Below are 25,737 nucleotides of genomic sequence, written 5' to 3'. Positions count from 1 at the left end.
TTGCCCCGGGCCCGATCGGCCCCTCGGGGCCCTCCGGTCGACGGGCTCGCGTCAGCATGCCCACCGGCCATTCCGGTACCCGTCCCGGCGTCGTCGAGCCCTCTCCCAGATTCACCAAGAAGGTGCGAACTTTTGATTGACGCTCGTCGTTAGTACGTCTACGTTGTTGCGCAGGCCACATTCCTGGCTCCGTCCGCGATGACGCCGACACATGCGACACAGACAAGGAAGTCCCGCAGTGAAACTTCGAATTCTCGCTGCGAGCGCCGTGATCACCGCGCTCGCTCTGTCCACCACCGCCTGTGGTGGTAGCGGCAGCAACTCCTCCGCCAGTGGCAGCAGCAGTGGCGGCGCGAGCAGCGGCGGCACCCTCACCTACTGGGCCTCCAACCAGGGCACCAGCCTGGACAACGACAAGGAGGTGCTGACCCCGCAGCTGCAGAAGTTCACCGAGCAGACCGGCATCAAGGTCAACCTCGAGGTCATCGGCTGGAACGACCTGCAGACCCGCATCCAGAGGCGGTCACCTCGGGCCAGGCGCCCGACGTCGTCAACATCGGCAACACGTGGGCCGCCTCGCTGCAGTCCACCGGCGCCTTCATGCCGTTCGACCAGTCGGCCATGGACGCCATCGGCGGCAAGGACAAGTTCGTCAAGACCGCGCTGGACACCGGAGGCATGGCGGGTCAGGACCCGACCTCGGTGCCGCTGTACGGCCTCGCCTACGGCCTGTACTACAACAAGGCGATGCTCGACAAGGCCGGCGTGAAGCCGCCGACCAACTGGGACGAGCTCGTCGCGGCGGCGAAGAAGCTGACCGACGGCAAGCAGTACGGCTTCTCCCTCGCGGCCGGCAGCTACACCGAGAACGCTCACTTCGCGTTCATCAACGCCGCGCAGAACGGTGCGGATCTGTTCGACAAGGACGGCAAGCCGACCTTCACCTCCGACGGCGTCGTCAACGGCATCAAGCGGTACCTGGACCTGATGCAGGCCGACAAGGTCGTCAACGTCTCCAACGCCCAGTACGACAACGGCGTCAAGGCGGTCAACGACTTCGCGACCAAGAAGGTCGCGATGATCATCAACCAGAACAACGCGGACAACAGCATCCAGGCCAACGGGATGAAGTCGTCCGAGTACGGCGTGATCCCGTTCCCCGCCCCGGCCGACAGCACCACCAAGACCGCCAGCCACGTGGCCGGCATCAACATGTCCGTCTTCAACAACACGAAGAACAAGGACGCGGCCCTGAAGTTCGTCAAGTACATGACGAGCGACGAGACCCAGTCCGCCCTGGACAAGAAGTTCACCGCCCTGCCGGTGCTCAAGGGCAAGACGCCGAACTTCACGGACAACCCGGAGGAGGCCAAGATCTTCGCCGACATCTACGAGACGAAGTCGAAGCCCCTGCCGCTGGTGGCCGCTGAGGACCAGTTCGAGAGCACGGTCGGCAAGGCCATGAACGACATGTTCGCCAAGATCGCCTCCGGCGGCACGGTGAGCACGGACGACATCAAGAGCGCCCTGCAGACCGCTCAGGACCAGGTGTCCTCGGCCGGATGACGCGTCGGGCGGGTCCGGCACCAGCCGGGCCCGCCCCTTCCTCCGTCGACCGCCGTCCTGAAGGCGGCGTCCGCCCCAGCGAGAAAGGGGGAGCCCGCGTGTCCACGACCGCGCTGCGCCCCAGTACCCCCAGCCCCACCACCCCGCCCGTCGTCCCCTCGGGTCGCCGCAGCCGCCGTTCCGGCTGGTGGCTTCCCTACGCCCTGCTGGCCCCGGCCGTCGTCTTCGAGCTCGTGATCCACGTGATCCCCATGGTCACCGGCATCTGGATGAGCCTGCTGCGGCTGACGAAGGCCTTCATCGCCAACTGGGGCCGCGCCCCGTTCGTCGGCGGCACCAACTACTCCGTGGCCCTGGACTTCAACAGCGCCATCGGCGCCGGGCTGCTCCGCTCCTTCGGCATCACCGTCGCCTTCACGATCCTCGTCGTCGGGATCGCCTGGGTGCTCGGCATGGCCGCCGCCGTCGCCCTGCAGCGCCCCTTCCGCGGCCGCGCGATCTTCCGCACCCTGTTCCTCGTGCCCTACGCCCTGCCCATGTACGCCGGCATCATCGCCTGGAAGTTCATGCTGCAGAAGGACACCGGTGCCGTGAACCACTTCCTCTACGACAACCTGGGCCTCGGCGGGGACAAGCCGTTCTGGCTGATCGGCGACAACGCCTTCGTCGCCATCGTCGTCGTCGCCGTGTGGCGGCTGTGGCCCTTCGCCTTCCTGATGCTGATGGCCGGTCTGCAGTCCATCCCCGACGACGTCTACGAGGCCTCCGCCGTCGACGGCGCGCGCCCCTTCCGGCAGTGGAGCTCCATCACCCTGCCGATGCTGCGGCCCGTCAACATGGTCCTCGTGCTCGTCATGTTCCTGTGGACGTTCAACGACTTCAACACCCCGTTCGTGCTGTTCGGCAACGCCCAGCCGCCCGCCGGCGACCTGATCTCGTTCCACATCTACAACGCCTCGTTCCTGACCTGGAACTTCGGCTCCGGAGCCGCGATGTCCGTGCTGCTGCTCCTGTTCCTGCTCGTCGTCACCGGCCTCTACCTGCTGGTGCTGAACCGGAGGTCGAAGACCGATGCGTGAGACCACGGGCGCCCGGGCCTTCCGGATCGTCGTCATCGCCGTGCTGAGCATCTTCACGGCGGTCCCGGTGTACGTCATGATCACCTCGGCGATGAAGCCGCTCTCCGACGTGCAGGGCGACTTCACCTGGCTGCCGACCTCGGTGACCTTCGCCCCCTTCGTGGACATGTGGAAGACCGTGCCGCTGGCCAGCTACTTCCTCAACAGCGTCGTCGTCGCCGGCATCGCCACGATCCTCAGCGTGATCATCGCGATCTTCGCCGCCTACGCGGTCTCGCGGTACCGGTTCCGCGGCCGCACCATCTTCTCGACGACGGTGCTCTCGACCCAGATGTTCCCCGGCGTGCTGTTCCTGCTGCCGCTGTTCCTCATCTTCGTCAACGTCAACACCCTGACCGGCATCCAGCTGGTGGGCACGCGCGGTGGCCTGATCATCACGTACCTGACCTTCTCGCTGCCGTTCTCCATCTGGATGCTGGCCGGCTACTTCGACGGCATCCCGCGGGATCTCGACGAGGCCGCCCTCGTGGACGGCTGCGGGCCGATGAAGGCGCTGCTGAGCGTGGTGCTGCCGGCGGCCCGCCCCGGCCTGGTGGCGGTGGCGATCTACAGCTTCATGACGTCGTGGGGCGAGGTCCTGTTCGCGTCGGTGATGACGACGGACGCGAACCGCACGCTCGCCGTCGGTCTGCAGCTGTACTCGACGCAGACCAACGTCTACTGGAATCAGATCATGGCGGCGTCCCTCGTCGTCTCGATCCCCGTCGTCGTCGGCTTCCTGCTCCTGCAGCGCAGCTTCGTCGCCGGCCTGACGGCGGGCGCGGTGAAGTAACCGCACACGCCGCCTCGTGGCCGCCTGTCCCCGGACACGTCGCCACGACCACCGAACGAGGATCCCGGGTCGAAGCCTCCCGACCCGGGATCCTTTCGGTCTGTCCGGGTTCTTCGCGAGGAGAGAACAGCGCTGGCCGGTACGCGGGATCCTCAGTAGGCTGACGAAAGACGCGTGCGGTGCCGGACAACCGGCACAGCGGCGCGCCGACGACAGTACCGATCGACGGGAGGACCCCCAGATGGCACAGACGCTCGACGGCAAGAAGATCGCGTTCCTGCTCACCGATGGTGTGGAGCAGGTGGAACTGACGCACCCGTGGCAGGCGGTGAAGGACGCCGGTGGCACCCCGGTGCTGATCTCCCCGAAGGACGACACCGTCCAGGGCATGAACGGGGACACCGAGGAGGGCGACACCTTCCCGGTGGACGTCAAGCTCGCCGACGCCAAGCCGGAGGACTACGCCTCGCTGGTGATTCCCGGCGGCGTCGTCAACGCCGACACCCTGCGCACCGAGCAGGCGGCCGTGGCGTTCGCCAAGGCCTTCTTCGACGCGAAGAAGCCGGTCGCCTCGATCTGCCACGGTCCGTGGCTGCTCATCGAGGCCGGCGTGGTGGAGGGGCGCAAGCTCACCTCCTACCCCTCGCTGCAGACCGACCTGAAGAACGCCGGGGCGACGTGGGTGGACGAGACGGTCGTCGTCGACCAGGGCCTGACCACCAGCCGCAACCCCGATGACCTGGAGGCGTTCAGCGCCAAGGTCGTCGAGGAGGCCGCGGAGGGCCAGCACGAGGGTCAGCACGCCTGATCCACGCACGATCACGCAGCAGGGGCGGTGCCGGACGGCGCCGCCCCTGCTGCGTGTCTGGGGGTGCTCTTCGCGACGTCGGGTGTTCGCCGAGTGGACGGATGACGTCGCTATTCATGCCGGATGAGTGCAGGACCCGTCCACTTGACGAGAGCGTGCCGTCGCCGCACGCCTCGCCGTCTCAGCGCAGCTCGGCGAGCACCGTCGCGACCAGGTCGTCCGGCTCGACGGGTAGCCCGCGCCCGACGAACCAGCGCGCCATCGTCGTGCAGTCCCGCGCCAGCAACTCGGCTCCGCGCGGGTTCGAGACGGTGTCCACGATCTGCGGGACGTCGATGACGACGAGCCGGCGCCCGGCCGCGAGCACGTTGTAGGGGGAGAGGTCCCCGTGGGCGAGGCCGAGCCGGGCGAATGAGACCAGCACGTCGCGGGTCTGGTGCCACCAGTCCCACAGCAACTCGCTTCCGGCCGCGCCGGTGGGGACGGACGCCTGCTGCAGCCGGGGCGCCGCGGTGACGCCGGCCGGGTCGTCGGCGTCGGGGATGAACTCGAGCAGCAGTTCCGTCCCGTCGATCTGCACGGGATAGGGCACGGGCAGTCCCTCGGCGTACAGCAGCCGGAGGGCGGCCCACTCGGCGCCCGCCCACTGCGCGGCGGCCACCGTGCGGCCGAAGGTGGACCCCGTCTCGAGGGCACGCGCGTCGCGGGACCGGCGGGTGGTCCGTCCCTCGGTGTAGACGGAGCTGCGGTGGAACTGGCGGTGCTCGCTGGACCGGTAGCGCTTGGCGGCCAGCAGGCACGACGCCTCGGTGGTGGCGCGCTCGAGGAGGAAGACGTCGGCCTCCTTGCCGGTCTTCAGGACACCGAGTTCGGTGTCGACGGCGGCGGCGTCCTCGATCACCCAGTCCGGCCGGGGATCGGGGCCGCGGCAGCCGCGCTCGACGTCGTTGAAGGTGGACCAGCGCCGGCCGGGCGCGAGAGCGGAGCCGGTCTCGTCGTCGAAGGACAGCGTCAGGCCGGCGAAGTGCTGCAGTTCGTGAGGGTGGCGCAGCTCGAGAGAGGGGCGCAGCTCGAGGGAGGGGCGCAGCTCGGGAGGGAGCTGGTCGTTGCTGTGGTGAGAATCTGCGTGCGGGTCAGAGGACCAGGACATGCGGGGGACTCCAGGGGGAGGAGGGATGCGGGGCCACGGGACCGGCGGTGCGGCCGTCGTCGATGCGGGTCATCACGTCCTCCTCTCCTGCGAATCCGGGGCGGGTACCCCTCGGGGGACCCCTGCGCACCAGCGGGTGCGCGGGCTCAGTCTCGCACCGCGGCACCGGGCGGGCAAGAGGCGGGACAGAGGCGACCCAGTTGCGTCAGCCGCGGGGGTCGGCGGGCCTGGTGCGACCGAGGCGACCGCGGAACGCGATGATCGAGCCGGTCACGGCACCGGCGGCCAGGATCGAGGCGAGCACCACGAGCTGGAACCGGCCCGCCTCCAGGGTGATGCCCCGCCGAACACGGCGCCCACAAAGGCGCCCGGGAGCACGACGATGCCGGTGGTGCGGGTCTGGTCGATGCTCGGCACCAGGGCGGTGTGCACCGCGTCGCGGGCCAGCCGCGCCACCGACTGCCGGCCGGTGGCGCCCAGGGAGAGCCACGCCTCCACCTCGTCCCAGTGGTCGACGACGGACGCGGTGAACAGGCGCGACGTCAGCGTGGCGATCGTCATCGCGTTGCCGATCACGATGCCGCCGACGGCGAGCACGTAGCGCGGGGAGAAGGTGATGGCGCCGGTCAGGAACACCACGGCCATGGCGATCACCGGCCCGGCGACGATGGCCGCCGCCAGCACGGGGACGGCGGCGCGCGGTGCCCGGACGCGCCGGGCGGCCGTGAGCACGGCGAAGCCCAGCATGAGCGTCAGGGCGAGTGCCACCAGCCGGCCGTCGGTGATCACGCCGCTGAGGACGAGGCTGAGCGCCGCGAGCTGGACGACCGCTCGCACGATCGCGAGCGGGATCTGGGCGGGCGAGGGCACCCGGCCGGCGCGCAGCAGCAGGGCGGCCAGCGTGGTCAGCAGGGCGACGGCGACGAGGGTCGCGATCCACGGCCCCGGCGACGTCAGCTCGGCGGACAGGTCCGTCATCACCCGTCCTCCTCCCGTCCGCCGGTCCCGGTGCCCGGGCTGGCCTCGATTCTCCCTGCCCCGGCTGGGCTGGCCGTGGACCCTGCCGCTGGACCGGCGCGGTGACTACGCTGGTCACATGGGCGTCACCAGCGAACCGTCCCGGTTGACCGCCGTCATCAGCGGCATGGTCCAGGGTGTCGGATTCCGGTTCTGGGTCAGGGAACAGGCCGACCGGCTGCGGCTGAGCGGATCGGCGAGCAATCGTGCCGACGGTACCGTGCGCGTCGTCGTCGAGGGCAGCCGTCACGACTGCGAGGACCTGCTGACGCGGCTCACCTCCGGGCGCACGCCCGGCACGGTGGAGCACGTCCGCAGCGAGTTCTCCGACGCCACCGGGCAGTTCCAGGGCTTCACGGTCAGCTGACCCGCACCCGAACCGATCGAGAGGAGAGCCCGATGGTCCTCACGTTGCTCGTCATCGTGATCGGCGTGCTGCTGATCGCCGGGATCGCCACGTACAGCTCCGCGTCCCTGGTCCGGGGCAGCGCCGACCGGGCCGCGGATGCGGCCGGGAGGCCGGCCGACGCCGACGTGATCGAACCGGACGCCGCGTTCTGGACCGGGTTCGCCGGCATCGCCGGGGTGATCGCGGTCGCGGCCCTCGGGGCGGCCATCGTCGGGCGCGCCGGCCTGCTGCTCGCGGTGGCGGCCTTCGTCGCCATCCTGCTCGCCGGTACCCACCTGCTGCGCACCACCCGGCAGCGGGTCCGCCAGCGGGTGCTCGACGCGGCTGCCGGCCGGATGACGGCACTGCGCGCCCGGCACGACGCCGTCGTCGAACGCTGGCTGGCCTACGAACTGGACCCGGGCAAGCAGATCGAGTACCCGCAGATGACCGACGTGAGCCAGCCGTCCGCGGCCGCCGTCGTGCGCGCGATGCGGCAGGCGCGGGACGCACGCGACGCCGCCGACGAGGCCGGGTACGCCGACGCGGTCACCCGGCTCGAGCAGACCTTCGCCGAGGCGGAGCGGCGCGCGCTCGGGCAATGAACGCCTCCACCGGACGGTCGAGCCCGCCGGTTGACGGCGGGCTGAGATCTCCCGGACGCACGTCGCCCCGGGCGGCCGGAGCCGGACCCGGGGCGACGAACGGGAACCGCTGATCAGCGCGTGACGCGGACCAGCTTCTTGTTGACGAACTCGTCCATGCCGAACTGCGCGAGCTCCCGGCCGACGCCGGAGCGCTTCACGCCACCGAACGGCAGATCCGCGGCGGTGGCGCCGTGCTCGTTGACGAAGGCCATGCCGACGTCGAGCCGGTCGGCCACCTCGGCGGCGCGGTCCGCGTCACCGCTCCACACGGAGCCGGAGAGGCCGTACGGCGAGCTGTTCGCCAGCTCGACGGCCTCGTCGGCGGACGCGACCTTGTAGACGACGGCCGCGGGGCCGAAGAGCTCCTCGCTGTAGGCGCGCATCTGCGGGGTGACGTCGGTCAGCACGGTCGGCTGCACCCAGGCGCCCGCCCCGTCGATGCGCTTGCCGCCGGCACGCACGGTGGCGCCCTTGGCGACGGCGTCGTCGATCTGCTCCATCAGGGTGTCCACCGCGGAGGTGGAGGAGAGGGGCCCGACGAAGGTCTTCGGGTTGGTCGGGTCACCCGGAGTGACGGCGCCGAGCGAGGCGGAGAGCTTCTCGACGAAGTCGTCGTACACGTCCTCCACCACGATGAACCGCTTGGCGGCGTTGCAGGCCTGGCCGCCGTTGACCAGGCGGGCACCGGCGGCCTGCTTGACGGTGGCGTCCAGGTCCGGGGCGTCCAGGACGATGAACGGGTCCGAGCCGCCGAGTTCGAGGACAACCTTCTTCAGGTTGCGGCCGGCGATCTCCGCGACCGCCGAGCCGGCGCGCTCGGAACCGGTCAGTGAGACGCCCTGCACGCGCGGATCGGCGATCATGTCGGCGATCTGGTCGTTCGTGGCGAAGACGTTGATGTACGCGTCCGCGGGCAGCCCGGCGTCACGGAACAGCTGCTCCATCGCGAGGGCGTTCTGCGGACAGTTCGGGGCGTGCTTGAGGATGATCGTGTTGCCCAGCATCAGGTTCGGCGCGGCGAACCGGGCCACCTGGTAGTGCGGGAAGTTCCACGGCATGATGCCGACGAGCGAGCCGATGGCCTCCTTGCGGACGACGGCGCGGCCGCCCTGCGCGACGTCGAGCTCCTCGTCCGCGAGGAAGGACGGGCCCTTGTCCGCGTAGTAGGCGAAGATGTCCTTGCAGATGTCCATCTCGAACCCGCTCTGGCGGACGGGCTTGCCCATCTCCAGGGTGGTCAGCTCGGACAGCTCCTGCTTGCGCTCGGCGTAGAGCTCGGCGACGCGGGCGAGCACTCGGCTGCGCTCCTCGACCGGCGTCTCCCGCCAGGAGAGGAACGCGCGGTGCGAGCGGTCCAGCACCTCCTCCACGCCTTCGGTGGTCAGTTCGTCGAATTCCTTCAGGGTCTCGCCGGTGGCCGGATTAACGGTGGTGTAGGAAGTCATGCCTTCACCCTAGGCACGGTCCGCCGGGTGCCGCATCCTGCCTCGCCACGAGCGCAATCGGGGCCAATCCACCGGCGCTCCGGTACCGAACACCCAGCAATACTTTCGTCCCCGAGCCACATCCGATCCAGGAGTCATCATGCGTCGTGCCGGACTCGTCCTCGCCGCCGGGGTGATCGCGCTCGCCGGATGCGCGGGCCCGGTCGCCGCCACCGGGGAGTCGCCGGCGCCGGCGGCCTCCAGTGCCGCCCCGTCACCGAGCGCCTCGCCTTCGCGCGCAGCCCCGTCGAGCGCAGCCGCATCCTCCGCCGCCGCGGCCCCGTCGACTGCGGACACCGGTCACACCGCCACGGGCACGACGCCCCCGGCGAAGATCAGCATGATCTGCTCCGACAAGGAGGTGCTCGCCCGGATCACCGCCCTCGCCGGCGCGAGTGCCGTAGCCGGCCGCACCTCGACCTGGGAGGACGGCCTCTACACCTGCCGCTACCCGGTGAAGGGCGGGGCCCTCGTGGTCAGCGTCAAGCAGCCCGCGGCGGGTACCGAGCGCGCCTGGTTCGACCAGCAGCGTTCGCGGTATCCCGGCATCGCCACCATCGACGGGCTCACCAACTTCGGGCTGCCCGGGGCCAGCACCGGGGACGGCGTCGTGCTCTTCCTCAACGACGGCATGACGCTGACCATCGACGCGCGACAGATGACCGATCACGCGGCGAGCCAGCGTTCCGACGACGCATACGCGCTCGCCAGTGTCGTCATCGCCTGCTGGCGGCACGACTCGTTCTGATGATTCGATCCCCAGCGGATCACCGGCACCACCCGAGCGGGGCGGACGCAACGGCGTCCGCCCCGTCGTCATGTCCGGGCTCGTTTGCGCACGTCAGGGAGAGGCTGGAAAAGATTCCTCCAATCCGATCCTCAGCATGCTCCGAATACCCGGTGTCAGATGGATCACGAGGCGCCGACGCGAGCCGGTAGCCCCACACTCAAGGGAGCACCACCATGAAGCGGACTTCTGCACTCCTCGCGGCCCCGGCCCTCGCGCTGGGCGCTCTCGCCCTCGCCGCCGGCCCGGCCCAGGCGCAGGGCACCAGCTCGGACACCGGCAGCTGGACCTACCAGACGCAGCTGAAGCAGCTCAACAACAGCACCGCCAGCGGCAGCGTGTGGATCACGGTCAATGGCAACCAGGCCACCGTCACCGAGAACGTGACCGGTCTGCCGGCCTCGTTCAACGGCCAGGCCTACCCGCACGTCCAGCACATCCACATCGGTGCCATGGGCATGTGCCCGGACGCCTCCGCGGACAAGAACGGTGACGGCGTCGTCAGCGTCACCGAGGGTGCCCCGCACTACGGCAAGATCGCTCAGACCCTGACCACCAGCGGGGACTTCTCGCCGGCCAGCGCGACCGATCTGAAGCTGGCGCCCTCCGGCGGCACCATCAACTACAAGCGGACCATCACCCTCAGCGACGAGACCCTCGCGGCGCTGAAGGCGAACACCGCCTCCATCGTGGTCCACGGTCTGGACCCGGCCACCCTGTCCCCGGCTGCGCAGAAGGCAAAGAGCGACATCGTTCCGTCCCTGCCGCTGGCCGCCACCTCGCCGGCTCTCTGCGGTGAGCTGCGGGCCTCCCAGATGGGCGCCATGCCCAACGGTGCCCCGGAGACCGGTGTGAAGTCGGCCGCCCAGACCACGTCCACGGACGCCACCCCGGGTGTCCTCGCCGCTGCCGGTGGGGTTCTCGTGGCCGGTGCCGCCGCGTTCGGTCTGAACCGTCGCCGGACTGCCCGCAAGGCGCAGGACTGACCGGTCCAGCAGTCACCAGGAAACACTGAGCAGGAAAGAGTCACATCACCATGAGTGACCCACGCAGCCGCCGCGGATCGGTCTCCCGGTCCGCGGCGGCCGCCGTGCTCACTCTCGGACTGGCGAGTGGGGTTCTCGCGGGGTGCGCCGCACCGGCCGCGACAGGATCTGCCGCCGGACCGAGCACGAGCATCGGCGCCAGCAGCCCGACCACCACCGCCACGGCGACTCCGTCACCGACGAAGTCGACCGCACCCGCCTCCAAGCCCAGCGTCGCGGCAGCGGCCGCACCGGCGGCCCCACCCGCGAAGACCAAGGTCTCGGGTCCGGTCCTGCCGGCGTCCCGCCCGACCCGACTGGACATCCCCTCGATCGGTGTGGGGACCGACCTCATCGACCTCGGGCGTCAGGACGACGGCACCACCGCGGTCCCGCCCGGCGAGGCCGGCTCACCCGCCGGCTGGTACCAGTACTCGCCGTCGCCGGGCCAGCAGGGGCCCGCCATCATCCTCGGCCACGTCAACACGACGACCATCCCCGAGGGCGTGTTCTTCCGGCTGCACGAGATGCAGCCCGGCCAGCAGTTCACCGTCACCCGGGCCGACGGCCGTGTGGCCGTGTTCCAGGTGGACAAGCTGCGCACCGTGCGGAAGGACCAGTTCCCCACCCTCGAGGTGTACGGGAACACCGCCCGCTCCGAGATCCGGCTGATCACCTGCGGTGACTACCAGGCCTCCTCGGACCGGTTCGAGGAGAACACCATCGTCTACGCGCATCTGATCGGCAGCCACCGCTGACCGACCGTCCGCGCGGAACCCCATCATCCTGGTGCCCCGTCCGCTCGCTCCCGTGCTCCTTGCACGGGGTGGGCAGGCGGGGCACAGTGGTGTCCGCCCACAGCTCCGTGCCGTGGGCTCGACCGGCACCGCGCCGGTCCGGTCCGGCTCGTCGTGAGGAGCACCGTCATGGCTGCCACCGATGCCCCGCGTCTGCGCTGCACCGATCAAACGCAGTGGCGCGACTGGCTGGCCGAGCACCAGGACGAGCCCGACGGCGTCTGGCTGGTGTTCGCCAAGAAGGACGCGGTGAAGCGCGACCCTGCGGCCCTCACCGTCACCTACGCGGAGGCGCTCGAGGTGGCCCTGCAGCACGGCTGGATCGACGGTCAGGCGCGCAGCCTCGACGAGGTGAGCTACCTGCAGCGGTTCACCCCGCGCCGACCCCGCAGCGTGTGGTCCGTGCGCAACCGGACGGCGGTCGAGGCGATGATCGCGGCCGGAACGATGACGCCGCGCGGTCTGGCGGAGGTGGAGCGAGCCCGGGCGGACGGGCGCTGGGACGCCGCGTACGCCGGGCCGAAGGACGCCCAACCCCATCCCGACTTCCTCGCTGCGCTCGCCGCCAGTCCGGAGGCCGCGGCGTTCTACGCGACCCTGTCCAGCCAGAACCGGTACGCCCTGTACTTCCGCATCCAGAACGTCAAGCGCGAAGAGACGCGGGCACGCCGGATCGAGCAGTTCGTGGCGATGCTCGCCCGCGGCGAGACGATCTACTGAACCGGCGCCGTCCGGCCGCTCGAGCTACTGGCCGGCCGTGGTTTCCGGTGACGGTCCCGGGTCCTCCTCGTCGAGTTCCGGTGCCGGGAGGTCGGGATCGCGGCCGTGCGTCAGACGCCGGAGCCGGCGACGCCGTTCCGCGTCCGCCACCCGCCACCGCTGCTCGGGGTCGTCCTCGGGCGCCGGTACCCCGGCGGCGAAGTCGGCGAGCTCGTCCCGGTCCAGGCCGGCGGCCGGGTGCGGGCCCTGCGCGACGAGGCCGTCGAGCCATCGCCGCGTCAGTGGCCTGCGGGCGGCGACGAGGACGAGGTTGCCCGGGTGCTCGCCCGTGAACATCGGGGTCTCCGCCAGGGCGGCAACGCCGTCGAACACCTCGAGGAGCGCAGCGGCCTGCGACCGGAAGAACGTCAGCGGCGGGTCGTCGCCGACGTTGACGACCAGCACGCCGTCGTCGGGGAGCAGGGCCGCGAGCTCGCGGTAGAAGCCGGTGGTGGTCAGGTGCTCCGGGGCGTCGGCGCCGGCGAAGACGTCGAGGACGACGAGGTCGGTCGCACCGCCCAGGAGGTGGGCGGCGAACCCGGCGGCGACCCGGGCGTCGTCGCCGATGCGCTGCAGGTCGATGTTCTCCGGCAGCGGCAGGTGCTCCTCGACGAAGGAGAGCAGCCCCCATTCGATGTCCACGACCACCTGCGGGGAGCCCGGCCGGGTGACGGCGATGTAGCGGGGAAGAGTCATCGCGCCCGCGCCCAGGTGGACGGCTCGGATGGGGCCGGCCGGCAGGGCGTCGACGACGTTGCTGATCCGGTACAGGTACTCGTAGACGATCCGCGTCTGGTCGGTCAGGTCGACGTGCGACTGCTCCGCACCATCGATGAACAGCACGTGCCCGTCACCGCCCCAACCGTCCGGCTCGATGGTCGCGACCGTCCCGGAAAGGGGCAGTCGGATCGACGGCGGATTGTTCGCGGCGGCCATGGATCGAGTGTGACACGCCGTCCGAGGTCGGTGGCTCTGCCGTCCGTCCGCTCGCGACGTCGGCCCGGTTCCGGCGTCAAGAATTTCGCCGAGTGGACGGTTGATGCGCTCAAACCAGGTGAATGGGTGCGTTATCGGTCCACTCCACGAAGGACGGCCATCGAGTGGACGGATGATGCACTCAAACGGCGCGAATGGGTGCGGTATCCGTCCACTCGACGCAGGACGGCGCAGGACGACGCCGCCGGCCGACGCCAGCGACTCTCAGCCGAACTGCTTCCGCAAGTCGGCCTTGCGGATCTTCCCGCTCGCCGTCCGCGGCATCTGGTCGGTGAACACCACGGACTTCGGCAGCTTGTACCGCGCCAGCCGCCCGTCCAGGTGGGCGAGGACCTCCTCGGCGCTGAGCGTCGTCCCCTCCCGGACGCTGATCACGGCGCGGCCGACCTCGCCCCACGTCGGGTCGGGCACGCCGATGACGGCGACGGCGGCCACGGCGTCCAGCTCGGCCACCACCTGCTCGATCTCGGCCGGGTAGATGTTCTCGCCGCCGGAGATGATCATGTCCTTGAGCCGGTCCGAGATGAACAGGAAGCCGTCCTCGTCGAGATGGCCCATGTCCCCCGAGCGGAACCAGCCGCCCTCGTCGAAGGACTGCTCCGTGGCATCGGGCCGCTGCCAGTACGCGCCGATCACGTTGGGGCCGCAGATCTGGATCTCCCCGGTCTCCCCGGCGGGAACCGGCGAGCCGTCCGGCCCGGCGATCCGCACGTCCGTGAAGAAGTGCGGGAGGCCGCCGGAGCCGGCCTTCGATGCCGAGTAGCGGACCGGCAGGGTGGTCGCGCCCGGCGCCGTCTCCGTCATGCCGTAGCCCATCGTGAAGGCCAGCCCGCGCTCCTCGTACGCCTGGAGCACCCGGAGCGGGACCGCCGACCCGCCGCACGTGAGCTTGCTCAGCGACGATATGTCCCGCGTCGCCCAGTCCGGGTGCTCGGCGAGCATCTGGTAGGTGGTGGGCACCCCGGAGATCGCCGTCGCCCGGTGTTCCTCGATCAGCCGCAGCGCCTCGCCGGGGTCGAACCGGGGCTCGAGGACGAGCGTCGCGCCCTTGAGCAGGGTCGGCAGCGCCCCCATGTCCAGGGCCGCGACGTGGAACAACGGCGAGATCATCAGCGACACGTCGGTCGAGGCGAGATCGAAGTCCACCAGCACGTTCAGGCAGTTCCACGTCACGTTGCCGTGCGTGAGCACCGCCCCCTTGGGCCGCCCGGTGGTGCCGGAGGTGTAGAGGATCAGTGCGGGGTCCTCGGCCCCGACCGGCAGGTCGATCCGCTCCGGGTCCGCCGCGGCCAGCGCCTCCTCGTAGTCGATGTCCTGCGCCGGGACGGTGCCGGAGAACCGCGGATCGGGCCCGTCGTCCACGCGCAGCCGGAGCGCCACCGGGGTGTCCGCGCTGCCGGGCAGGGCGAGGCCGGTGAGCGAGGAGGCGTGGACGAGGACGGTCGCCCCGCTGTCGGTGAGGGCGAACTGCAGCTCGGGGGCGGCGAGGCGCGTGTTCAGCGGTACGAACACCGCCCCGCAGACCCCGGCGGCGAACAGCGTCTCCAGGAAGGCCGGGTGGTTCTCGCCCAGGTAGGCCACCCGGTCCCCGGGCCGGATCCCGCGCTCGCGCAGCGCCGCGGCGAGCCGGTCGACGCGGTCGGCGAGCTCGTCGTACGTCGTCGTCCGACCCCGGCACACCAGCGCGGTGCGCCCGGCGGACTTGGGCAGCCGACGGTGCGGCCAGGATCCGAGACCGGTGTTCAGCATGGGATCTCCTTCGGGCGAGAGGACGAGAGGACGGCGGGAAAGGCGGTCAGTGCTCGACGGTGGTCAGGTCCAGGTCGCGGCTCTCCCGGGTGAACAGCACCGCGACCAGACTGACGACGCCGACGACGGCGAGGAAGACGACCACGGGCACGATCGAGCGCTGGCTGGACGCGTACAGCGAGGCGAGGATGCCCGGGGTGAAACCGCCGCCGAGCAGCGTCGCGAGCTGGTAGCCGCCGGAGGCGCCGGTGTAGCGGGAGGCGGTGCCGAACTGCTCGGAGACGAAGGCGGCGAGCGGACCGTACAGGCACGAGTGCAGGAACAGGCCGATCGTGAAGCCGAGGAAGATCAGCACCGGATTCGCCGAGCCGACCAGGGCGAAGAACGGGAACAGGTACAGGATGAACAGCACGAGGCCGCCGACGATCATGGGCTTGCGGCCCACCCGGTCCGAGAGCCGCCCGGCGCCGATCACGACGAAGATGCTGATGAACGAGGCGGCGGAGAAGGCGAACAGCGTGCCTTGGCGTTCGGCGCCGGCGGCCACCGCGTAGGTGACCGCGAAGGTCGCCATCGTCACCTGGAACGCGAAGCCCGCCGCGGCGCCCAGCGCCGTGAGGATCAGCGCCTTCGGGCGGCGCAGCACGGAGAAGAGCGGGACGGCGGGGCGTTCAGCCTCGTTCCGCTCGGCCTGCGCCATCGCGGCCTTGAACACCGGGCTCTCGGAGATCCGGGAGCGGACGTACAGGCCGACGGCGAGCAGCACGACGGAGAGCAGGAACGGCACCCGCCAGCCCCAGGCGAGGAACTGGTCGGTCGGCAGGGCCGCGAACAGCCCGAGGATCAGGGTGCCGAGCACCGCGCCGGACGGGGCACCGGCGTTCGCGAACGACGCCGCGAAACCGCGCCGGCCGGAGGCGGCGTGCTCGAGCGCCATCAGGGCGGCACCGCCCCACTCGCCGCCGACGGCGATGCCCTGGCACACGCGCAGCAGGATCAGCAGGATCGGGGCGAGCGCGCCGATCACTGCCGGCGTCGGGATGAGCCCGATCAGGGTGGACCCGATGCCCATCAGGCTCATGGTCAGCACGAGCATCTTCTTGCGGCCGAGTCGGTCCCCGAAGTGGCCGAAGATGAACCCGCCGAGCGGCCGGGCCACGTAGCCGGCGGCGAACGTGCCGAACGAGGCGATGGTGGCGGTCAGCGGGTCCAGGTTCGCGAAGAACACGGCGCCGAAGACGAGAGACGACGCGGTCGCGTAGAGCAGGAAGTCGTAGAACTCGATGGTGCTGCCCAGATAGCTGGACAGCAGGACCCGGCGCACCTCGCGGCGGTCGGTGGCCACGGTCGCCACGGACGGGGTCTCGGGAGCGGCGTTGCTCATGGGGGACTCCAGGGTTCAGGACGACGGGCGTCGTTGCCGGTCGTCATCGGGAACAGCAGGGGTGAGCGGCGCGGTGAGCGGACGAGAGAGGTGAGGGTCGCCGGGTGGAGGGGAGGTGCGGGATGAATCAGTCGAGGAGGAAGAACGCGAGGTCCACGGCGTCGGGCCGGCGCTCGCCGGTGCCGACGAACAGGCGGCCGACGAGCCAGGCCCAGCGCTCGCCGGTGCCGTGCAGGCGGGGCCAGGACCTGAAGTAGAGCCGAGCGGGGTCGACCGGTTCGGACCGGGCGATCGCGGCCAGGTCCTCCGCCGAGCCCGACCGGATCGCGGCGTTGTGCACGAACAGGTGCTCGCCGTCGTCCAGCGCGATGCCGTAGCGGGCGTCCAGCTCGCTGACGGTCGCACTGATGCCGCGCTGCACGTCCGCCCCGGCCGGCAGCACCGTGCCGGTGAAGGGCCGGCCGTCCGGGTCGGTGCCGGTGACGGTGCCCCCGGTGATGGGAACGATCCGCCGCGCCCCGTCGGTGGTCTGGCCGATCGTGGCCGGGGCGGCCACCCGCACACTCAGGGTGCAGAACGGCGTCAGCGTCGGCGTGCGCATCAGCGGTAGAAGCGGGCCAGGAAGGTGGCGACGACGGCGGGCCGGTCGCTGTCCTCGAGCTCGATCACCTGCTCGACGGTCAGCTGCACCCCGTCGCCCTTGACCTCCTCGACCGCGGCGATGGTCGAGGACATGCGGACCTGGGCACCGACCGGCACGGGTGCGGTGAAACGGACCCGGTCGAGGCCGTAGTTGACCTTCGTCCGCACGTCCGAGACGTCCATCAGCTCGCCCCACAGCGGGATGAGCAGGGCGAGGGTCAGGAAGCCGTGGGCGATCGGACCGCCGAACGGGCCGTCCTTGGCCCGCTCCGGGTCGACGTGGATCCACTGGTGATCGTCCGCCGCGTCGGCGAACGTGTTGACCTGCTCCTGCGTGATGGTGCGCCAGGGGCCGGGGCCGACCGTGGTGCCGACCAGGCCCGGCAGCTCGTCGAATGTGTACATCGTCGTCATGGGGTGTCCTCTCGAGACGGAACGGGTCAGGGGTGGAGACGATCAGTGGGTGAAGGCGCTCAGCCCGGTGATGGCGCGGCCGACGATGAGCGCGTTGATCTCGTGGGTGCCCTCGTAGGAGTAGATGGCCTCGGCGTCGGCGAAGAAGCGGGCGACGTCGGTGTCCAGGGTGATGCCGTTGCCGCCGCAGACCTCCCGGGCCAGCGCCACGGACTCGCGCATCCGGGCCGCGCACCACGACTTGGCCAGGGCGGAGTCCTCGTCCCGGTAGACGCCGGCGTCCTGCTGCACGGACAGCCGCGTGAGCAGGCCGAGGCAGCCGGTGACGTTGCCGAGGATCCGGGCGAGCTTCTCCTGGACGAGCTGGAACCCGGCGACCGGCCGGCCGAACTGGGTGCGCTCGGTCGTGTACCGCAGGGCCGCCTCGTAGGCGCCGGCCTGGACGCCGGCGGCGATCCACGCGACGTCCGAACGCATCCGCCGCAGCATCCGGCCCACGTCCTTGAACGAGGCGCAGTTGCCCAGCCGGAACTCCTCGGCCACCTCGACCCCGGTGAGCGTGATGTGGGCGTTCTGCACCATCCGCAGCGCGATCTTGTTCGGGATCACGTCCATCTGCACGCCCGGGGCGTCCGTGCGCACGAGGAAGCCCTTGACCTGCCCGTCCGCGGTGTCCCGGGCGAAGACGGCGAGGTACTCCGCGAGCGTCGCGGTGCCGATCCAGCGCTTGGCGCCGTCGAGCACCCACGTGTCCCCGGTCCGCGTCGCCGTCGTCGCCAGGCCACCGGCGACGTCGGAGCCGTGATCCGGCTCGGTCAGCGCGAACACGCCGCGCATCCGCCACGAGGTGATCTCGGGATCCCAGCGGGCCACCTGCTCGGCGGTGCCGCCCTCCCGCACCGCGGTGCGGAACAACCCGGACTGGCCCGTGTAGTAGGTGGCGAGGGAGGCGTCGGTGCGCGCCAGCTCGAAGGTGCGGAACGCGTGGTAGAGGCCGCGCGGCTCCGCGCCGTCCGCGGTGAGCGTCGGCGGCGTCATCAGGTCCAGCGCCTGCAGCGGCTCGATGAGCGCCGTGGGGAACTCGGCCCGGTCCCAGTGCTCGGCGAGGAGCGGATGCGCCTGCTCGTCCAGCACCCGGCGCAGGCTCCCCAGCACCTCGCGCTCGGCGTCGGTCAGCAGCGACTCGTGGTCGTACGGGTCGCACGCCGCGTAGAGACGGTCCGTCATGGTCGCCTCACGCCCCGGCCGCGGACGATGCACGGGACGTCAGCCCCAGCAGCCGGACGGCGTTGTCCTTGAGGATCTTCGGCCGCACCTCGTCGGAGAACGACTGCTGCTCGAACGCACCGAGCCACTTCTGCGGGGTGATCAGCGGGTAGTCCGTCCCGAACAGCACCTTGTCCTGCAGCATCCGGTTGGACGCCTCGACCAGGGACTCCGGGAAGTACTTCGGGGACCAGCCGGAGAGGTCGATGTACACGTTGGCCTTGTGGGTGGCGATCGAGTTCGCCTCCTCCTGCCAGGGCACCGACGGGTGCGCCATGATCACCGGCAGGCCCGGGAAGTCGGCCGCCACGTCGTCGATCAGCAGCGGATTCGAGAAGGCGAGCTTGATACCGCCGCCGCCGGGCAGGCCGGCGCCCATCCCGTTCTGGCCGGTGTGGAAGATGCACGGCAGCCCGATCCGCTCCAGCGCCGCCCACAGCGCGTGGAACTGCGGGTCCGACGGGTCGAAGCCCTGCAGGCTCGGGTGGAACTTGAAGCCGCGCACGCCCAGCTCCCCGGCCAGGTACTCCGCGCGGGCGATCGCCTCGGCGCCGGTGCGGGGATCGACGCTGCCGAACGGGATGAGCACGTCGTTGTTCCGGGCCGCGCCGGCGACGAGGTCCTCGATGCTGTTCGGCTCGTGTTTCAACGCCGTCCGGGCGTCGACGGTGAAGACGACGGCGGCCATGCCCCACGCGCGGTAGCGCTCGGCGATGGTGTCGATGTCCGGGCTGCGGTCCTCGGCCTTGAAGTAGGCGCTGGACGCCTCGGTGAGGGTCTCCGGCAGTGACGCGTGGCCGTGACCGTCCACCTCGACGTGCACGTGCATGTCGATGGCAGTCACGGCGTCGGGGTCGACGCCGAGCTCGTAGCGGGTGCTCACGTCGCGTCCTCCTGCGGCTTCAGCTCGTCCGGCAGGGGCGGCAGCGTCTCGCCGACGGTGGCCAGGTGGCCCTCGGCGACGGTCGGGAACTGCTCCCGCAGCGCGTCGTACGTCCAGCCGCCCTCGCGGTACTCGGTCACGACGGCGGTCGGGTGGGAGAAGATCTGCAGCCGGTCCCCGCCCGCCCCGATGGCCTGCCCGGTGATGGACGCGGCGTCGTCGGAGGCGAGCCAGGCGACCAGCCCGGCGACGTCGGCGGCGGTCCCGAAGCCGAGGTCGTGCCGGAAGAAGGGCGGCATGGCCTCGCCCCGCTCGTCGGCCTCGACCGCGGCGGCGAAGTAGGGGACCGTCTTCGTCATCGCGGTGGCGGCGACGGGGATGACGGCGTTGACGGTGACCCCGGCCTTTGTCATCTCCAGCGCCCAGGTGCGCACCATGCCAACGATGCCGGCCTTCGCGGCGGCGTAGTTGGTCTGCCCGAAGTTGCCGTACTGTCCGGTGGGGGAGCCGATCGTGATGATCCGGCCGGCGACGCCGTGCTCCTTGAAGTACGCGTACGCCTCCCGGACGCAGGTGAAGGTGCCGCGCAGGTGGACGCCGATGACGACGTCGAAGTCCTCATCGGTCATCTTCAGCAGGGACTTGTCCCGCAGCACGCCGGCGTTGGTGACGAGGATGTCGAGGCCCCCGAAGGTCTCGACGGCGGTGCGCACGAGCTGTTGCGCGGTCTCGGTGGAGCCGACCGGGGCGACGACGGCGACGGCCTTGCCGCCCGCGTCGGTGATGGCGGCGACGGCGGCGTCGGCCACGTCCTGGCGGACGTCGTTGATCACGACGGCGGCGCCCTGGCGAGCGAGCTCGACGGCGTAGGCGAGCCCCAGTCCCTGACCCGAGCCGGTGACGATGGCGGTCTTGCCCTGCAGGCTCATCCGATCCTCCTGTGCGTCTGCGTGAACGGTTCTCGCCGATGCGGTGAGATCCTTGTCATGGTCCATGAGAATATGGATCATTGAAAATGTCAACGATTGATGATCGACGATTTCGTGGAGGCCCTGTGACCATCGGAGACGCCGTGGGGACGACGCAGCCCCGGCTCGCGCAGGCATCGATCGCCGACGACATCGGCCTGCTGCTGGCCAAGCTGCACGCCGTCGGTTCGGTGCGCAACAACCGCGCCCTCGCCGACGTCCAGCTGCGGGAGCGGTCCTACTCGGTGCTGCGCCTGGCCTGCAGCGGGCTCGAGCCGACGCAGCGGGAGCTGGCCGAGTTCCTCAGCCTCGACCCGAGCCAGATCGTGGCGCTGGTCGACGAGCTGGAGCGGCGCGGCCTGGTGGTGCGGGAGCAGGGGCGCACCGACCGGCGGCAGAAGATCGTCCTCGGCACGCCCGAGGGTGAGCGCATCCACGCGCAGGCCCTGGCCGCCGTGCGGGCGAGCGAGCGGGACCAGCTGGCCGCCCTCGACGACGAGGAGGAGGCCACCCTGCGGGCGCTGCTGCGCCGCGCCCTGTGGCACTGACGGCGGCTCGAGGACATGGCTCCTCGCGTCGTCGTCGACCGGGGCGGCGAGCGTGAGGCTCGCGGAGCACCGCCCCGGCGACGTCTCGATGGACGAGAGACACGCCCGGCGATCATCACCCCACTGAGTGACCTGCGGAGATGTTCCCGGTACCCTCGCTGACGTGGGAGGGCGCTGGTTTCAGAGATTTGTCGGGCTCCTCATCCTGGGTGCGGTCGGTCTCGCTGCCGCACTCCTGTGGTGGGGGGTTGCATCCAACGTGCCTGCTCGGCTCTGGGAGCCGGTGCAGCTGAGCGTCGCGGGGGTGTGGAGCGTCTTCTACGACGCGAACCTGCCCGACCTGCGGGTGCTCGCGATCGCGGGCGCACTCGCCCTGTTCCTCGGGGCTGGCATCGCCCTGGTGGAACGGCGGGTCGCCACGATCTACCGCCGCTCGCCACCGCACGTGCGCACCCGGCCGCTCGCCCCGCGCGTCATCATGGAGGCCACCCGCGGCGTCTTCGCCGGCCCCGTGACCATCACGGTGCTGATCCCGGCGCACAACGAGCAGGCCACCCTGCCGGGTACCCTCGCGTCGCTGATGCAGCAGAGCCGCCGGCCCGACCGGATCATCGTCGTCGCCGACAACTGCACCGACCGCACGGTGGAGTTCGCCCACGCCGCCGGCGTCGAGGTGCACGAGACGGTCGGCAACACGGAGAAGAAGGGCGGCGCGCTCAACCAGGTGCTGCGCGTCCTGCTGCCGGGCCAGAAGGACAACGACGTCGTCATGGTGATGGACGCCGACACGACGCTGGACCAGGGCTTCCTCGACGCCGCGGAGAATTCCTTCGAGTGGGACCGCGCGCTGATGGCCGTCGGCGGCCTGTTCTACGGCGAGGAGGGACACGGCCTGATCGGCCAGTTCCAGCGCAACGAGTACGTTCGGTACAGCCGCGAGATCGCCCGCCGGCGCGGCCGCGTCTTCGTCCTCACCGGCACCGCGTCGATCTTCCGGCCGGTGGCCCTGCGCGCCATCGCCGCCGCCCGCGGACGTCAGATCCCCGGCCGCACCGGCGACGTGTACGACACCGCCGCGCTGACCGAGGACAACGAGCTGACCATCGCCCTGAAGTCCCTCGGCGGCCTGATGATCTCCCCGCCCGGGTGCACCGTCGTCACCGAGCTGATGCCGTCCTGGCGCACCCTGTGGCAGCAGCGGCTGCGGTGGCAGCGGGGCGCCCTGGAGAACCTCGGCGCGTACGGCGTGACGCCGCAGACCATCCGCTACTGGGCGCAGCAGCTCGGCATCGGCTACAGCGTGATCGGGCTGAGCACCTACCTGTTGCTCATCATCGTCATGCTGGTGTCGATGGACAGCTGGGTCTGGTTCCCGTTCTGGCTCGGGGTCGGCGTCATCTTCGCGGTCGAACGCGTGGTCACCGTCTGGAAGGGTGGCTGGCGGGCCCGGCTGCTCGCACTCACCGTCTTCCCGGAACTGTTCTTCGACCTCGTCCTCGACGTCGTCTTCGTCAAGGGCATCCTGGACATCACGCGAGGGCGCCGGGCCACCTGGACCCACCTCGCCCGCACCGAGACACCGGAAACGGCAGGCCGCTCGTGAACATCGTCATCCTCGCCGCCGTCGCCGCGCCCCGGGGCATCCTGCTGCCGGAGTCGGTGCTCTACGGGCACGCGTTCGCGGTCCTGTCCACCTTCGTCGCCATCAACACCGTGATGTACGCGGCGCTGACCATCGCCAAGCTGCTGCCCCCGATCCACCTGCCGCGGCGCCGCAACGGCCGGCGGCTGCGCGCGGAGACCCGCAGCATCTACCCCGACGGGGAGCGCTGAGCCCTCTGCCGACGTCGTTGACGGGCGCGTCCGCGCGCTGCTGACGGCGTCCGCCCACGGATGACGCCGGGCGTCCGCGGTCCGGCACCGTCCCGGCGCGCTCGGTACGCTGGAGTGTTACCTCAGGAGGCACCCATGCGCTACGCCGAGTCCGTCCTGGACACCATCGGCAACACCCCGCTCGTCAAGCTCACCAGCGTCACCGAGGGCATCGCCGCCACGGTGCTGGCGAAGGTCGAGTTCTTCAACCCGGGCGGTTCGGTCAAGGACCGCATCGCGACGGCGATGATCGACGAGGCGGAGAAGTCCGGCAGGCTCAAGCCCGGCGGCACCATCGTCGAACCGACCAGCGGCAACACCGGCGTCGGGCTCGCCCTGGTCGCCCAGCAGCGCGGGTACCGCTGCATCTTCGTGTGCCCCGACAAGGTGGCCGAGGACAAGCGGGCGACGCTGCGGGCGTACGGCGCCGAGGTGGTCGTCACCCCGACCGCGGTAGCCCCCGACAGCCCCGAGTCCTACTACGGCGTCTCCGACCGGATCGTCGCCGAGACCCCGGGCGCGTTCAAGCCCAACCAGTTCTTCAACCCGGCCGGCCCGGCCGCCCACTACGCGAGCACCGGCCCGGAGATCTGGCGGGACACCGAGGGGCAGATCACCCACTTCGTCGCCGGTATCGGCACCGGCGGCACCATCTCTGGTACCTCGCGGTTCCTCAAGGAGGCCTCGGATCGCCGCGTCCGCGTGATCGGCGCGGACCCGCTCGGCTCCATCTACTCCGGCGGCACCGGGCGGCCCTACCTGGTCGAGGGCGTCGGCGAGGACATGTGGCCGGACGCCTACACCCCGGACCTGGTCGACGAGGTCATCGCGATCGACGACGCCGCGTCCTTCGCCATGACCCGGCGCCTGGCGCGCGAGGAGGGCCTGCTCGTCGGCGGTTCCTCCGGGATGGCGGTCGCGGCGGCCCTGAAGGCGGCGAAGGACCTGCCGGCCGACGCCGTCGTCGTCGTGCTGCTGCCGGACTCCGGTCGCGGCTACCTGCAGAAGGTCTACTCGGACGCGTGGATGCGCTCCCTCGGCTTCGCCGAGCCGGACGGCGGCACGACCGTGCGCGAGGTGCTCGCCGGGAAGAACGGCGGCCTGCCGGCCCTGGTGCACGCGCACCCGTCCGACACCGTGCACGACGCGATCGAGATCATGCACGAGTTCGGTGTCAGCCAGTTGCCCGTGCTCTCCACCGAGCCGCCCGTCGTGCTCGGCGAGGTCGTCGGATCGCTCGACGAGCGGTCCCTGCTCGACGCCGTCTTCACCGGCGCCGCCCGGCTCGCCGACCCGGTCAGCCGGCACCAGCGCACCGGCCTGCCGCACATCGGCATCCACGAGGACATCGACAGCCTGCAGCAGCGCCTGCGGGACACGGACGCCCTGCTGGTGCTCGAGGAGGCGAAGCCCGCCGGCGTCGTCACCCGCAGCGACCTGCTGGCGTTCTACGCGAAGGAGGCATGACATGCCCGGTTTCTCCACCCGCGCCATCCACGACGGCCAGGTTCCCGACTCGCGCACCGGCGCGGTGATCCCCCCGATCTTCATGACGTCCACGTTCGTCCAGGACGGCGTCGGCAACATGCGCGAGGGCTATGAGTACTCCCGCTCCGGCAACCCGAGCCGCGACGCGCTGCAGACCCAGCTCGCCAGCCTCGAGGGCGGCACCCGGGCGTTCACGTTCGGCTCCGGGCTCGCCGCGGAGGACGCCCTGGTCCGTGCGGTGCTGAAGCCGGGCGATCACCTGCTGATGGGCAACGACGTGTACGGCGGCTCCCACCGGCTGATGAACCGCATCTGGGCGCCGTGGGGCATCGAGCTCTCCACCGTCGACGTCGCCGATCTCGACGCCGTCCGCGCGGCGATCCGCCCGAACACGAGGATGCTCTGGGTCGAGACCCCGTCGAACCCGCTGATGACGATCTCGGACATCGCGGCCCTGGCGCAGATCGGCCACGACGCCGGTGCCGTCGTCGTCGCGGACAACACCTTCGCCACCCCGGCCCTGCAGCAGCCGCTCAGCCTCGGCGCGGACGTCGTCGTGCACTCGACCACGAAGTACATCGGCGGGCACTCCGACGTGGTCGGCGGCGCGCTGATCGTCGGCGACGACGCCGAGCTGGCCGAGGGGATCGGCTTCCTGCAGTTCGCGGTCGGGGCGATCAACTCGCCGATGGACGCGTGGCTCACCTCGCGGTCGCTGAAGACGCTCGACGTGCGGATGGAGCGGCACTCCGCGAACGCACAGCGGGTCGCCGAGGCGCTCACCGGCAACCCGGCCGTCTCGCAGGTGTTCTACCCGGGCCTGCCGGACCACCCCGGGCACGAGCTCGCCGCCCGGCAGATGTCCCGCTTCGGGGGCATGGTCTCGATGCGGCTGGCCGGCGGCGCGCAGGCGGCGCTGGACCTGGTCCGGCACACCGAGCTGTTCGCCCTCGCCGAGTCCCTCGGCGGGGTGGAGAGCCTGGTCTGCTACCCGTCCGAGATGACGCACGCGTCCGTCAAGGGCACCGAGCTGGCCGTCCCGGAGGATCTGCTGCGGCTCTCGGTCGGCATCGAGGACGCCGACGACCTGGTCGCCGACCTCGAGGCCGCCTTCGCCGCGATCGGCTGACGCGCACTTCTGTCGAAACGAGCGCCAGCTCGTCAACAGATGCTCCATCCGGGCCCTCC

26 protein-coding genes are annotated in these 25,737 nt (G+C 70.7%); 15 read left to right on the top strand and 11 right to left on the bottom strand.

Going from position 1 to position 25,737, the window contains the following annotated elements; genetic code table 11:
* The first annotated feature begins 378 nt into the window (after positions 1-378).
* The 4 genes from BGP79_RS12030 to BGP79_RS12015 all read left to right on the top strand — a co-directional run bounded on the left by BGP79_RS12030 (position 379) and on the right by BGP79_RS12015 (position 4,285).
* On the top strand, positions 379-1,566 hold the full coding sequence (locus tag BGP79_RS12030) for an ABC transporter substrate-binding protein (protein ID WP_369800200.1): 1,188 nt from the start codon (positions 379-381) through the stop codon (positions 1,564-1,566).
* 98 nt (positions 1,567-1,664) lie between these two features.
* On the top strand, positions 1,665-2,645 hold the full coding sequence (locus tag BGP79_RS12025; protein ID WP_076695806.1) for a carbohydrate ABC transporter permease: 981 nt from the start codon (positions 1,665-1,667) through the stop codon (positions 2,643-2,645).
* Positions 2,638-3,477, top strand: a complete 840-nt coding sequence (locus BGP79_RS12020) for a carbohydrate ABC transporter permease (protein ID WP_076695805.1) — start codon at positions 2,638-2,640, stop codon at positions 3,475-3,477. Before BGP79_RS12025 ends, BGP79_RS12020 begins: the two co-directional genes overlap by 8 nt.
* Positions 3,478-3,718: 241 nt before the next feature.
* Positions 3,719-4,285, top strand: a complete 567-nt coding sequence (locus BGP79_RS12015; protein WP_076695804.1) for a type 1 glutamine amidotransferase domain-containing protein — start codon at positions 3,719-3,721, stop codon at positions 4,283-4,285.
* A 181-nt stretch (positions 4,286-4,466) separates the two neighbouring features.
* Here the strand turns inward: BGP79_RS12015 and BGP79_RS12010 are convergent, their stop codons facing one another.
* Together BGP79_RS12010 and BGP79_RS12005 are read right to left on the bottom strand one after the other, a co-directional pair.
* Positions 4,467-5,435: a serine protein kinase RIO gene (locus tag BGP79_RS12010; protein ID WP_076695803.1), complete on the bottom strand. Its 969-nt coding sequence runs from the start codon at positions 5,433-5,435 to the stop codon at positions 4,467-4,469.
* A 270-nt stretch (positions 5,436-5,705) separates the two neighbouring features.
* The gene (locus BGP79_RS12005) at positions 5,706-6,413 is read right to left on the bottom strand and encodes an ABC transporter permease (protein ID WP_369800197.1); all 708 of its coding nucleotides are present in this window, start codon (positions 6,411-6,413) and stop codon (positions 5,706-5,708) included.
* Between the two features lie 118 nt (positions 6,414-6,531).
* On the opposite strand from BGP79_RS12005, the gene BGP79_RS12000 reads away from it, so the two are divergent.
* Both BGP79_RS12000 and BGP79_RS11995 read left to right on the top strand, forming a co-directional pair.
* The gene (locus BGP79_RS12000; protein WP_076695802.1) at positions 6,532-6,819 is read left to right on the top strand and encodes an acylphosphatase; all 288 of its coding nucleotides are present in this window, start codon (positions 6,532-6,534) and stop codon (positions 6,817-6,819) included.
* 32 nt (positions 6,820-6,851) lie between these two features.
* A complete protein-coding gene (locus tag BGP79_RS11995; protein WP_076695800.1) occupies positions 6,852-7,445 on the top strand; it encodes a hypothetical protein in 594 nt (197 codons plus the stop codon).
* A gap of 113 nt (positions 7,446-7,558) precedes the next feature.
* On the opposite strand, the gene BGP79_RS11990 is transcribed toward BGP79_RS11995, so the two are convergent.
* A complete protein-coding gene (locus tag BGP79_RS11990; RefSeq protein WP_076695798.1) occupies positions 7,559-8,932 on the bottom strand; it encodes an NAD-dependent succinate-semialdehyde dehydrogenase in 1,374 nt (457 codons plus the stop codon).
* A gap of 139 nt (positions 8,933-9,071) precedes the next feature.
* Between BGP79_RS11990 and BGP79_RS11985 the strand changes: the two genes are divergently transcribed.
* The 4 genes from BGP79_RS11985 to BGP79_RS11970 all read left to right on the top strand — a co-directional run bounded on the left by BGP79_RS11985 (position 9,072) and on the right by BGP79_RS11970 (position 12,300).
* The gene (locus BGP79_RS11985; RefSeq protein WP_076695796.1) at positions 9,072-9,719 is read left to right on the top strand and encodes a hypothetical protein; all 648 of its coding nucleotides are present in this window, start codon (positions 9,072-9,074) and stop codon (positions 9,717-9,719) included.
* A gap of 215 nt (positions 9,720-9,934) precedes the next feature.
* The gene (locus BGP79_RS11980; protein ID WP_076695794.1) at positions 9,935-10,744 is read left to right on the top strand and encodes a hypothetical protein; all 810 of its coding nucleotides are present in this window, start codon (positions 9,935-9,937) and stop codon (positions 10,742-10,744) included.
* 50 nt (positions 10,745-10,794) lie between these two features.
* Entirely contained in the window at positions 10,795-11,541 is a 747-nt protein-coding gene (locus BGP79_RS11975) for a class F sortase (protein WP_083701864.1), read from the top strand.
* Between the two features lie 168 nt (positions 11,542-11,709).
* Positions 11,710-12,300 carry a YdeI family protein gene (locus tag BGP79_RS11970; protein ID WP_076695792.1) on the top strand — a complete coding sequence of 197 codons (591 nt, stop codon included), beginning with the start codon at positions 11,710-11,712 and terminating at the stop codon, positions 12,298-12,300.
* A gap of 24 nt (positions 12,301-12,324) precedes the next feature.
* Here the strand turns inward: BGP79_RS11970 and BGP79_RS11965 are convergent, their stop codons facing one another.
* From BGP79_RS11965 to BGP79_RS11930, 8 genes are all read right to left on the bottom strand, one after another.
* The gene (locus tag BGP79_RS11965) at positions 12,325-13,275 is read right to left on the bottom strand and encodes a spermidine synthase (protein ID WP_076695790.1); all 951 of its coding nucleotides are present in this window, start codon (positions 13,273-13,275) and stop codon (positions 12,325-12,327) included.
* Between the two features lie 264 nt (positions 13,276-13,539).
* Positions 13,540-15,084 (bottom strand): long-chain fatty acid--CoA ligase, encoded by a 1,545-nt coding sequence (locus tag BGP79_RS11960; protein WP_076695788.1) that lies wholly within the window; start codon positions 15,082-15,084, stop codon positions 13,540-13,542.
* Positions 15,085-15,130: 46 nt separating this feature from the next.
* Positions 15,131-16,468, bottom strand: a complete 1,338-nt coding sequence (locus tag BGP79_RS11955; protein ID WP_076695773.1) for an MFS transporter — start codon at positions 16,466-16,468, stop codon at positions 15,131-15,133.
* 127 nt (positions 16,469-16,595) lie between these two features.
* Complete coding sequence (locus BGP79_RS11950; RefSeq protein ID WP_076695771.1) at positions 16,596-17,069, bottom strand: DUF3237 domain-containing protein; 474 nt, start codon at positions 17,067-17,069, stop codon at positions 16,596-16,598.
* Positions 17,069-17,524: a MaoC family dehydratase gene (locus tag BGP79_RS11945; RefSeq protein WP_076695769.1), complete on the bottom strand. Its 456-nt coding sequence runs from the start codon at positions 17,522-17,524 to the stop codon at positions 17,069-17,071. Before BGP79_RS11945 ends, BGP79_RS11950 begins: the two co-directional genes overlap by 1 nt.
* Positions 17,525-17,566: 42 nt before the next feature.
* Positions 17,567-18,751 (bottom strand): acyl-CoA dehydrogenase family protein, encoded by a 1,185-nt coding sequence (locus tag BGP79_RS11940; protein ID WP_076696064.1) that lies wholly within the window; start codon positions 18,749-18,751, stop codon positions 17,567-17,569.
* 7 nt (positions 18,752-18,758) lie between these two features.
* Complete coding sequence (locus BGP79_RS11935) at positions 18,759-19,673, bottom strand: amidohydrolase family protein (protein WP_076695767.1); 915 nt, start codon at positions 19,671-19,673, stop codon at positions 18,759-18,761.
* Positions 19,670-20,602: an SDR family NAD(P)-dependent oxidoreductase gene (locus BGP79_RS11930; RefSeq protein WP_076695765.1), complete on the bottom strand. Its 933-nt coding sequence runs from the start codon at positions 20,600-20,602 to the stop codon at positions 19,670-19,672. The genes BGP79_RS11935 and BGP79_RS11930 overlap by 4 nt, the downstream gene beginning before the upstream one ends.
* 125 nt (positions 20,603-20,727) lie before the next feature.
* Between BGP79_RS11930 and BGP79_RS11925 the strand changes: the two genes are divergently transcribed.
* From BGP79_RS11925 to BGP79_RS11905, 5 genes are all read left to right on the top strand, one after another.
* Positions 20,728-21,189, top strand: coding sequence for a MarR family winged helix-turn-helix transcriptional regulator (locus BGP79_RS11925; protein WP_233121461.1), 462 nt, complete (start codon positions 20,728-20,730; stop codon positions 21,187-21,189).
* A gap of 259 nt (positions 21,190-21,448) precedes the next feature.
* Positions 21,449-22,792 (top strand): glycosyltransferase family 2 protein, encoded by a 1,344-nt coding sequence (locus tag BGP79_RS11920; RefSeq protein ID WP_233121459.1) that lies wholly within the window; start codon positions 21,449-21,451, stop codon positions 22,790-22,792.
* Complete coding sequence (locus tag BGP79_RS11915) at positions 22,789-23,022, top strand: hypothetical protein (protein WP_076695761.1); 234 nt, start codon at positions 22,789-22,791, stop codon at positions 23,020-23,022. The genes BGP79_RS11920 and BGP79_RS11915 overlap by 4 nt, the downstream gene beginning before the upstream one ends.
* 135 nt (positions 23,023-23,157) lie before the next feature.
* On the top strand, positions 23,158-24,528 hold the full coding sequence (locus BGP79_RS11910; protein WP_076695759.1) for a cystathionine beta-synthase: 1,371 nt from the start codon (positions 23,158-23,160) through the stop codon (positions 24,526-24,528).
* A 1-nt stretch (position 24,529) separates the two neighbouring features.
* Positions 24,530-25,678, top strand: coding sequence for a cystathionine gamma-synthase (locus tag BGP79_RS11905; RefSeq protein ID WP_076695757.1), 1,149 nt, complete (start codon positions 24,530-24,532; stop codon positions 25,676-25,678).
* Positions 25,679-25,737: the final 59 nt, after the last annotated feature.

The sequence above is a fragment of the Tersicoccus sp. Bi-70 genome (assembly GCF_001968825.1).
GTDB lineage: Bacteria > Actinomycetota > Actinomycetes > Actinomycetales > Micrococcaceae > Tersicoccus.
The sequence above is the reverse complement of the archived record's forward strand: the minus strand, read 5'-3'. Positions and strand labels throughout refer to the sequence as shown.

Excerpts from the sequence above, each read along its gene's own strand:
- BGP79_RS12020 (WP_076695805.1), top strand. The coding sequence starts at position 2,638 with ATGCGTGAGACCACGGGCGCCCGGGCCTTCCGGATCGTCGTCATCGCC.
- BGP79_RS12015 (WP_076695804.1), top strand. The coding sequence starts at position 3,719 with ATGGCACAGACGCTCGACGGCAAGAAGATCGCGTTCCTGCTCACCGAT.
- BGP79_RS12010 (WP_076695803.1), bottom strand. The coding sequence starts at position 5,435 with ATGTCCTGGTCCTCTGACCCGCACGCAGATTCTCACCACAGCAACGAC.
- BGP79_RS12005 (WP_369800197.1), bottom strand. The coding sequence starts at position 6,413 with ATGACGGACCTGTCCGCCGAGCTGACGTCGCCGGGGCCGTGGATCGCG.
- BGP79_RS12000 (WP_076695802.1), top strand. The coding sequence starts at position 6,532 with ATGGGCGTCACCAGCGAACCGTCCCGGTTGACCGCCGTCATCAGCGGC.
- BGP79_RS11995 (WP_076695800.1), top strand. The coding sequence starts at position 6,852 with ATGGTCCTCACGTTGCTCGTCATCGTGATCGGCGTGCTGCTGATCGCC.
- BGP79_RS11990 (WP_076695798.1), bottom strand. The coding sequence starts at position 8,932 with ATGACTTCCTACACCACCGTTAATCCGGCCACCGGCGAGACCCTGAAG.
- BGP79_RS11985 (WP_076695796.1), top strand. The coding sequence starts at position 9,072 with ATGCGTCGTGCCGGACTCGTCCTCGCCGCCGGGGTGATCGCGCTCGCC.
- BGP79_RS11980 (WP_076695794.1), top strand. The coding sequence starts at position 9,935 with ATGAAGCGGACTTCTGCACTCCTCGCGGCCCCGGCCCTCGCGCTGGGC.
- BGP79_RS11975 (WP_083701864.1), top strand. The coding sequence starts at position 10,795 with ATGAGTGACCCACGCAGCCGCCGCGGATCGGTCTCCCGGTCCGCGGCG.
- BGP79_RS11970 (WP_076695792.1), top strand. The coding sequence starts at position 11,710 with ATGGCTGCCACCGATGCCCCGCGTCTGCGCTGCACCGATCAAACGCAG.
- BGP79_RS11965 (WP_076695790.1), bottom strand. The coding sequence starts at position 13,275 with ATGGCCGCCGCGAACAATCCGCCGTCGATCCGACTGCCCCTTTCCGGG.
- BGP79_RS11960 (WP_076695788.1), bottom strand. The coding sequence starts at position 15,084 with ATGCTGAACACCGGTCTCGGATCCTGGCCGCACCGTCGGCTGCCCAAG.
- BGP79_RS11955 (WP_076695773.1), bottom strand. The coding sequence starts at position 16,468 with ATGAGCAACGCCGCTCCCGAGACCCCGTCCGTGGCGACCGTGGCCACC.
- BGP79_RS11950 (WP_076695771.1), bottom strand. The coding sequence starts at position 17,069 with ATGCGCACGCCGACGCTGACGCCGTTCTGCACCCTGAGTGTGCGGGTG.
- BGP79_RS11945 (WP_076695769.1), bottom strand. The coding sequence starts at position 17,524 with ATGACGACGATGTACACATTCGACGAGCTGCCGGGCCTGGTCGGCACC.
- BGP79_RS11940 (WP_076696064.1), bottom strand. The coding sequence starts at position 18,751 with ATGACGGACCGTCTCTACGCGGCGTGCGACCCGTACGACCACGAGTCG.
- BGP79_RS11930 (WP_076695765.1), bottom strand. The coding sequence starts at position 20,602 with ATGAGCCTGCAGGGCAAGACCGCCATCGTCACCGGCTCGGGTCAGGGA.
- BGP79_RS11910 (WP_076695759.1), top strand. The coding sequence starts at position 23,158 with ATGCGCTACGCCGAGTCCGTCCTGGACACCATCGGCAACACCCCGCTC.
- BGP79_RS11905 (WP_076695757.1), top strand. The coding sequence starts at position 24,530 with ATGCCCGGTTTCTCCACCCGCGCCATCCACGACGGCCAGGTTCCCGAC.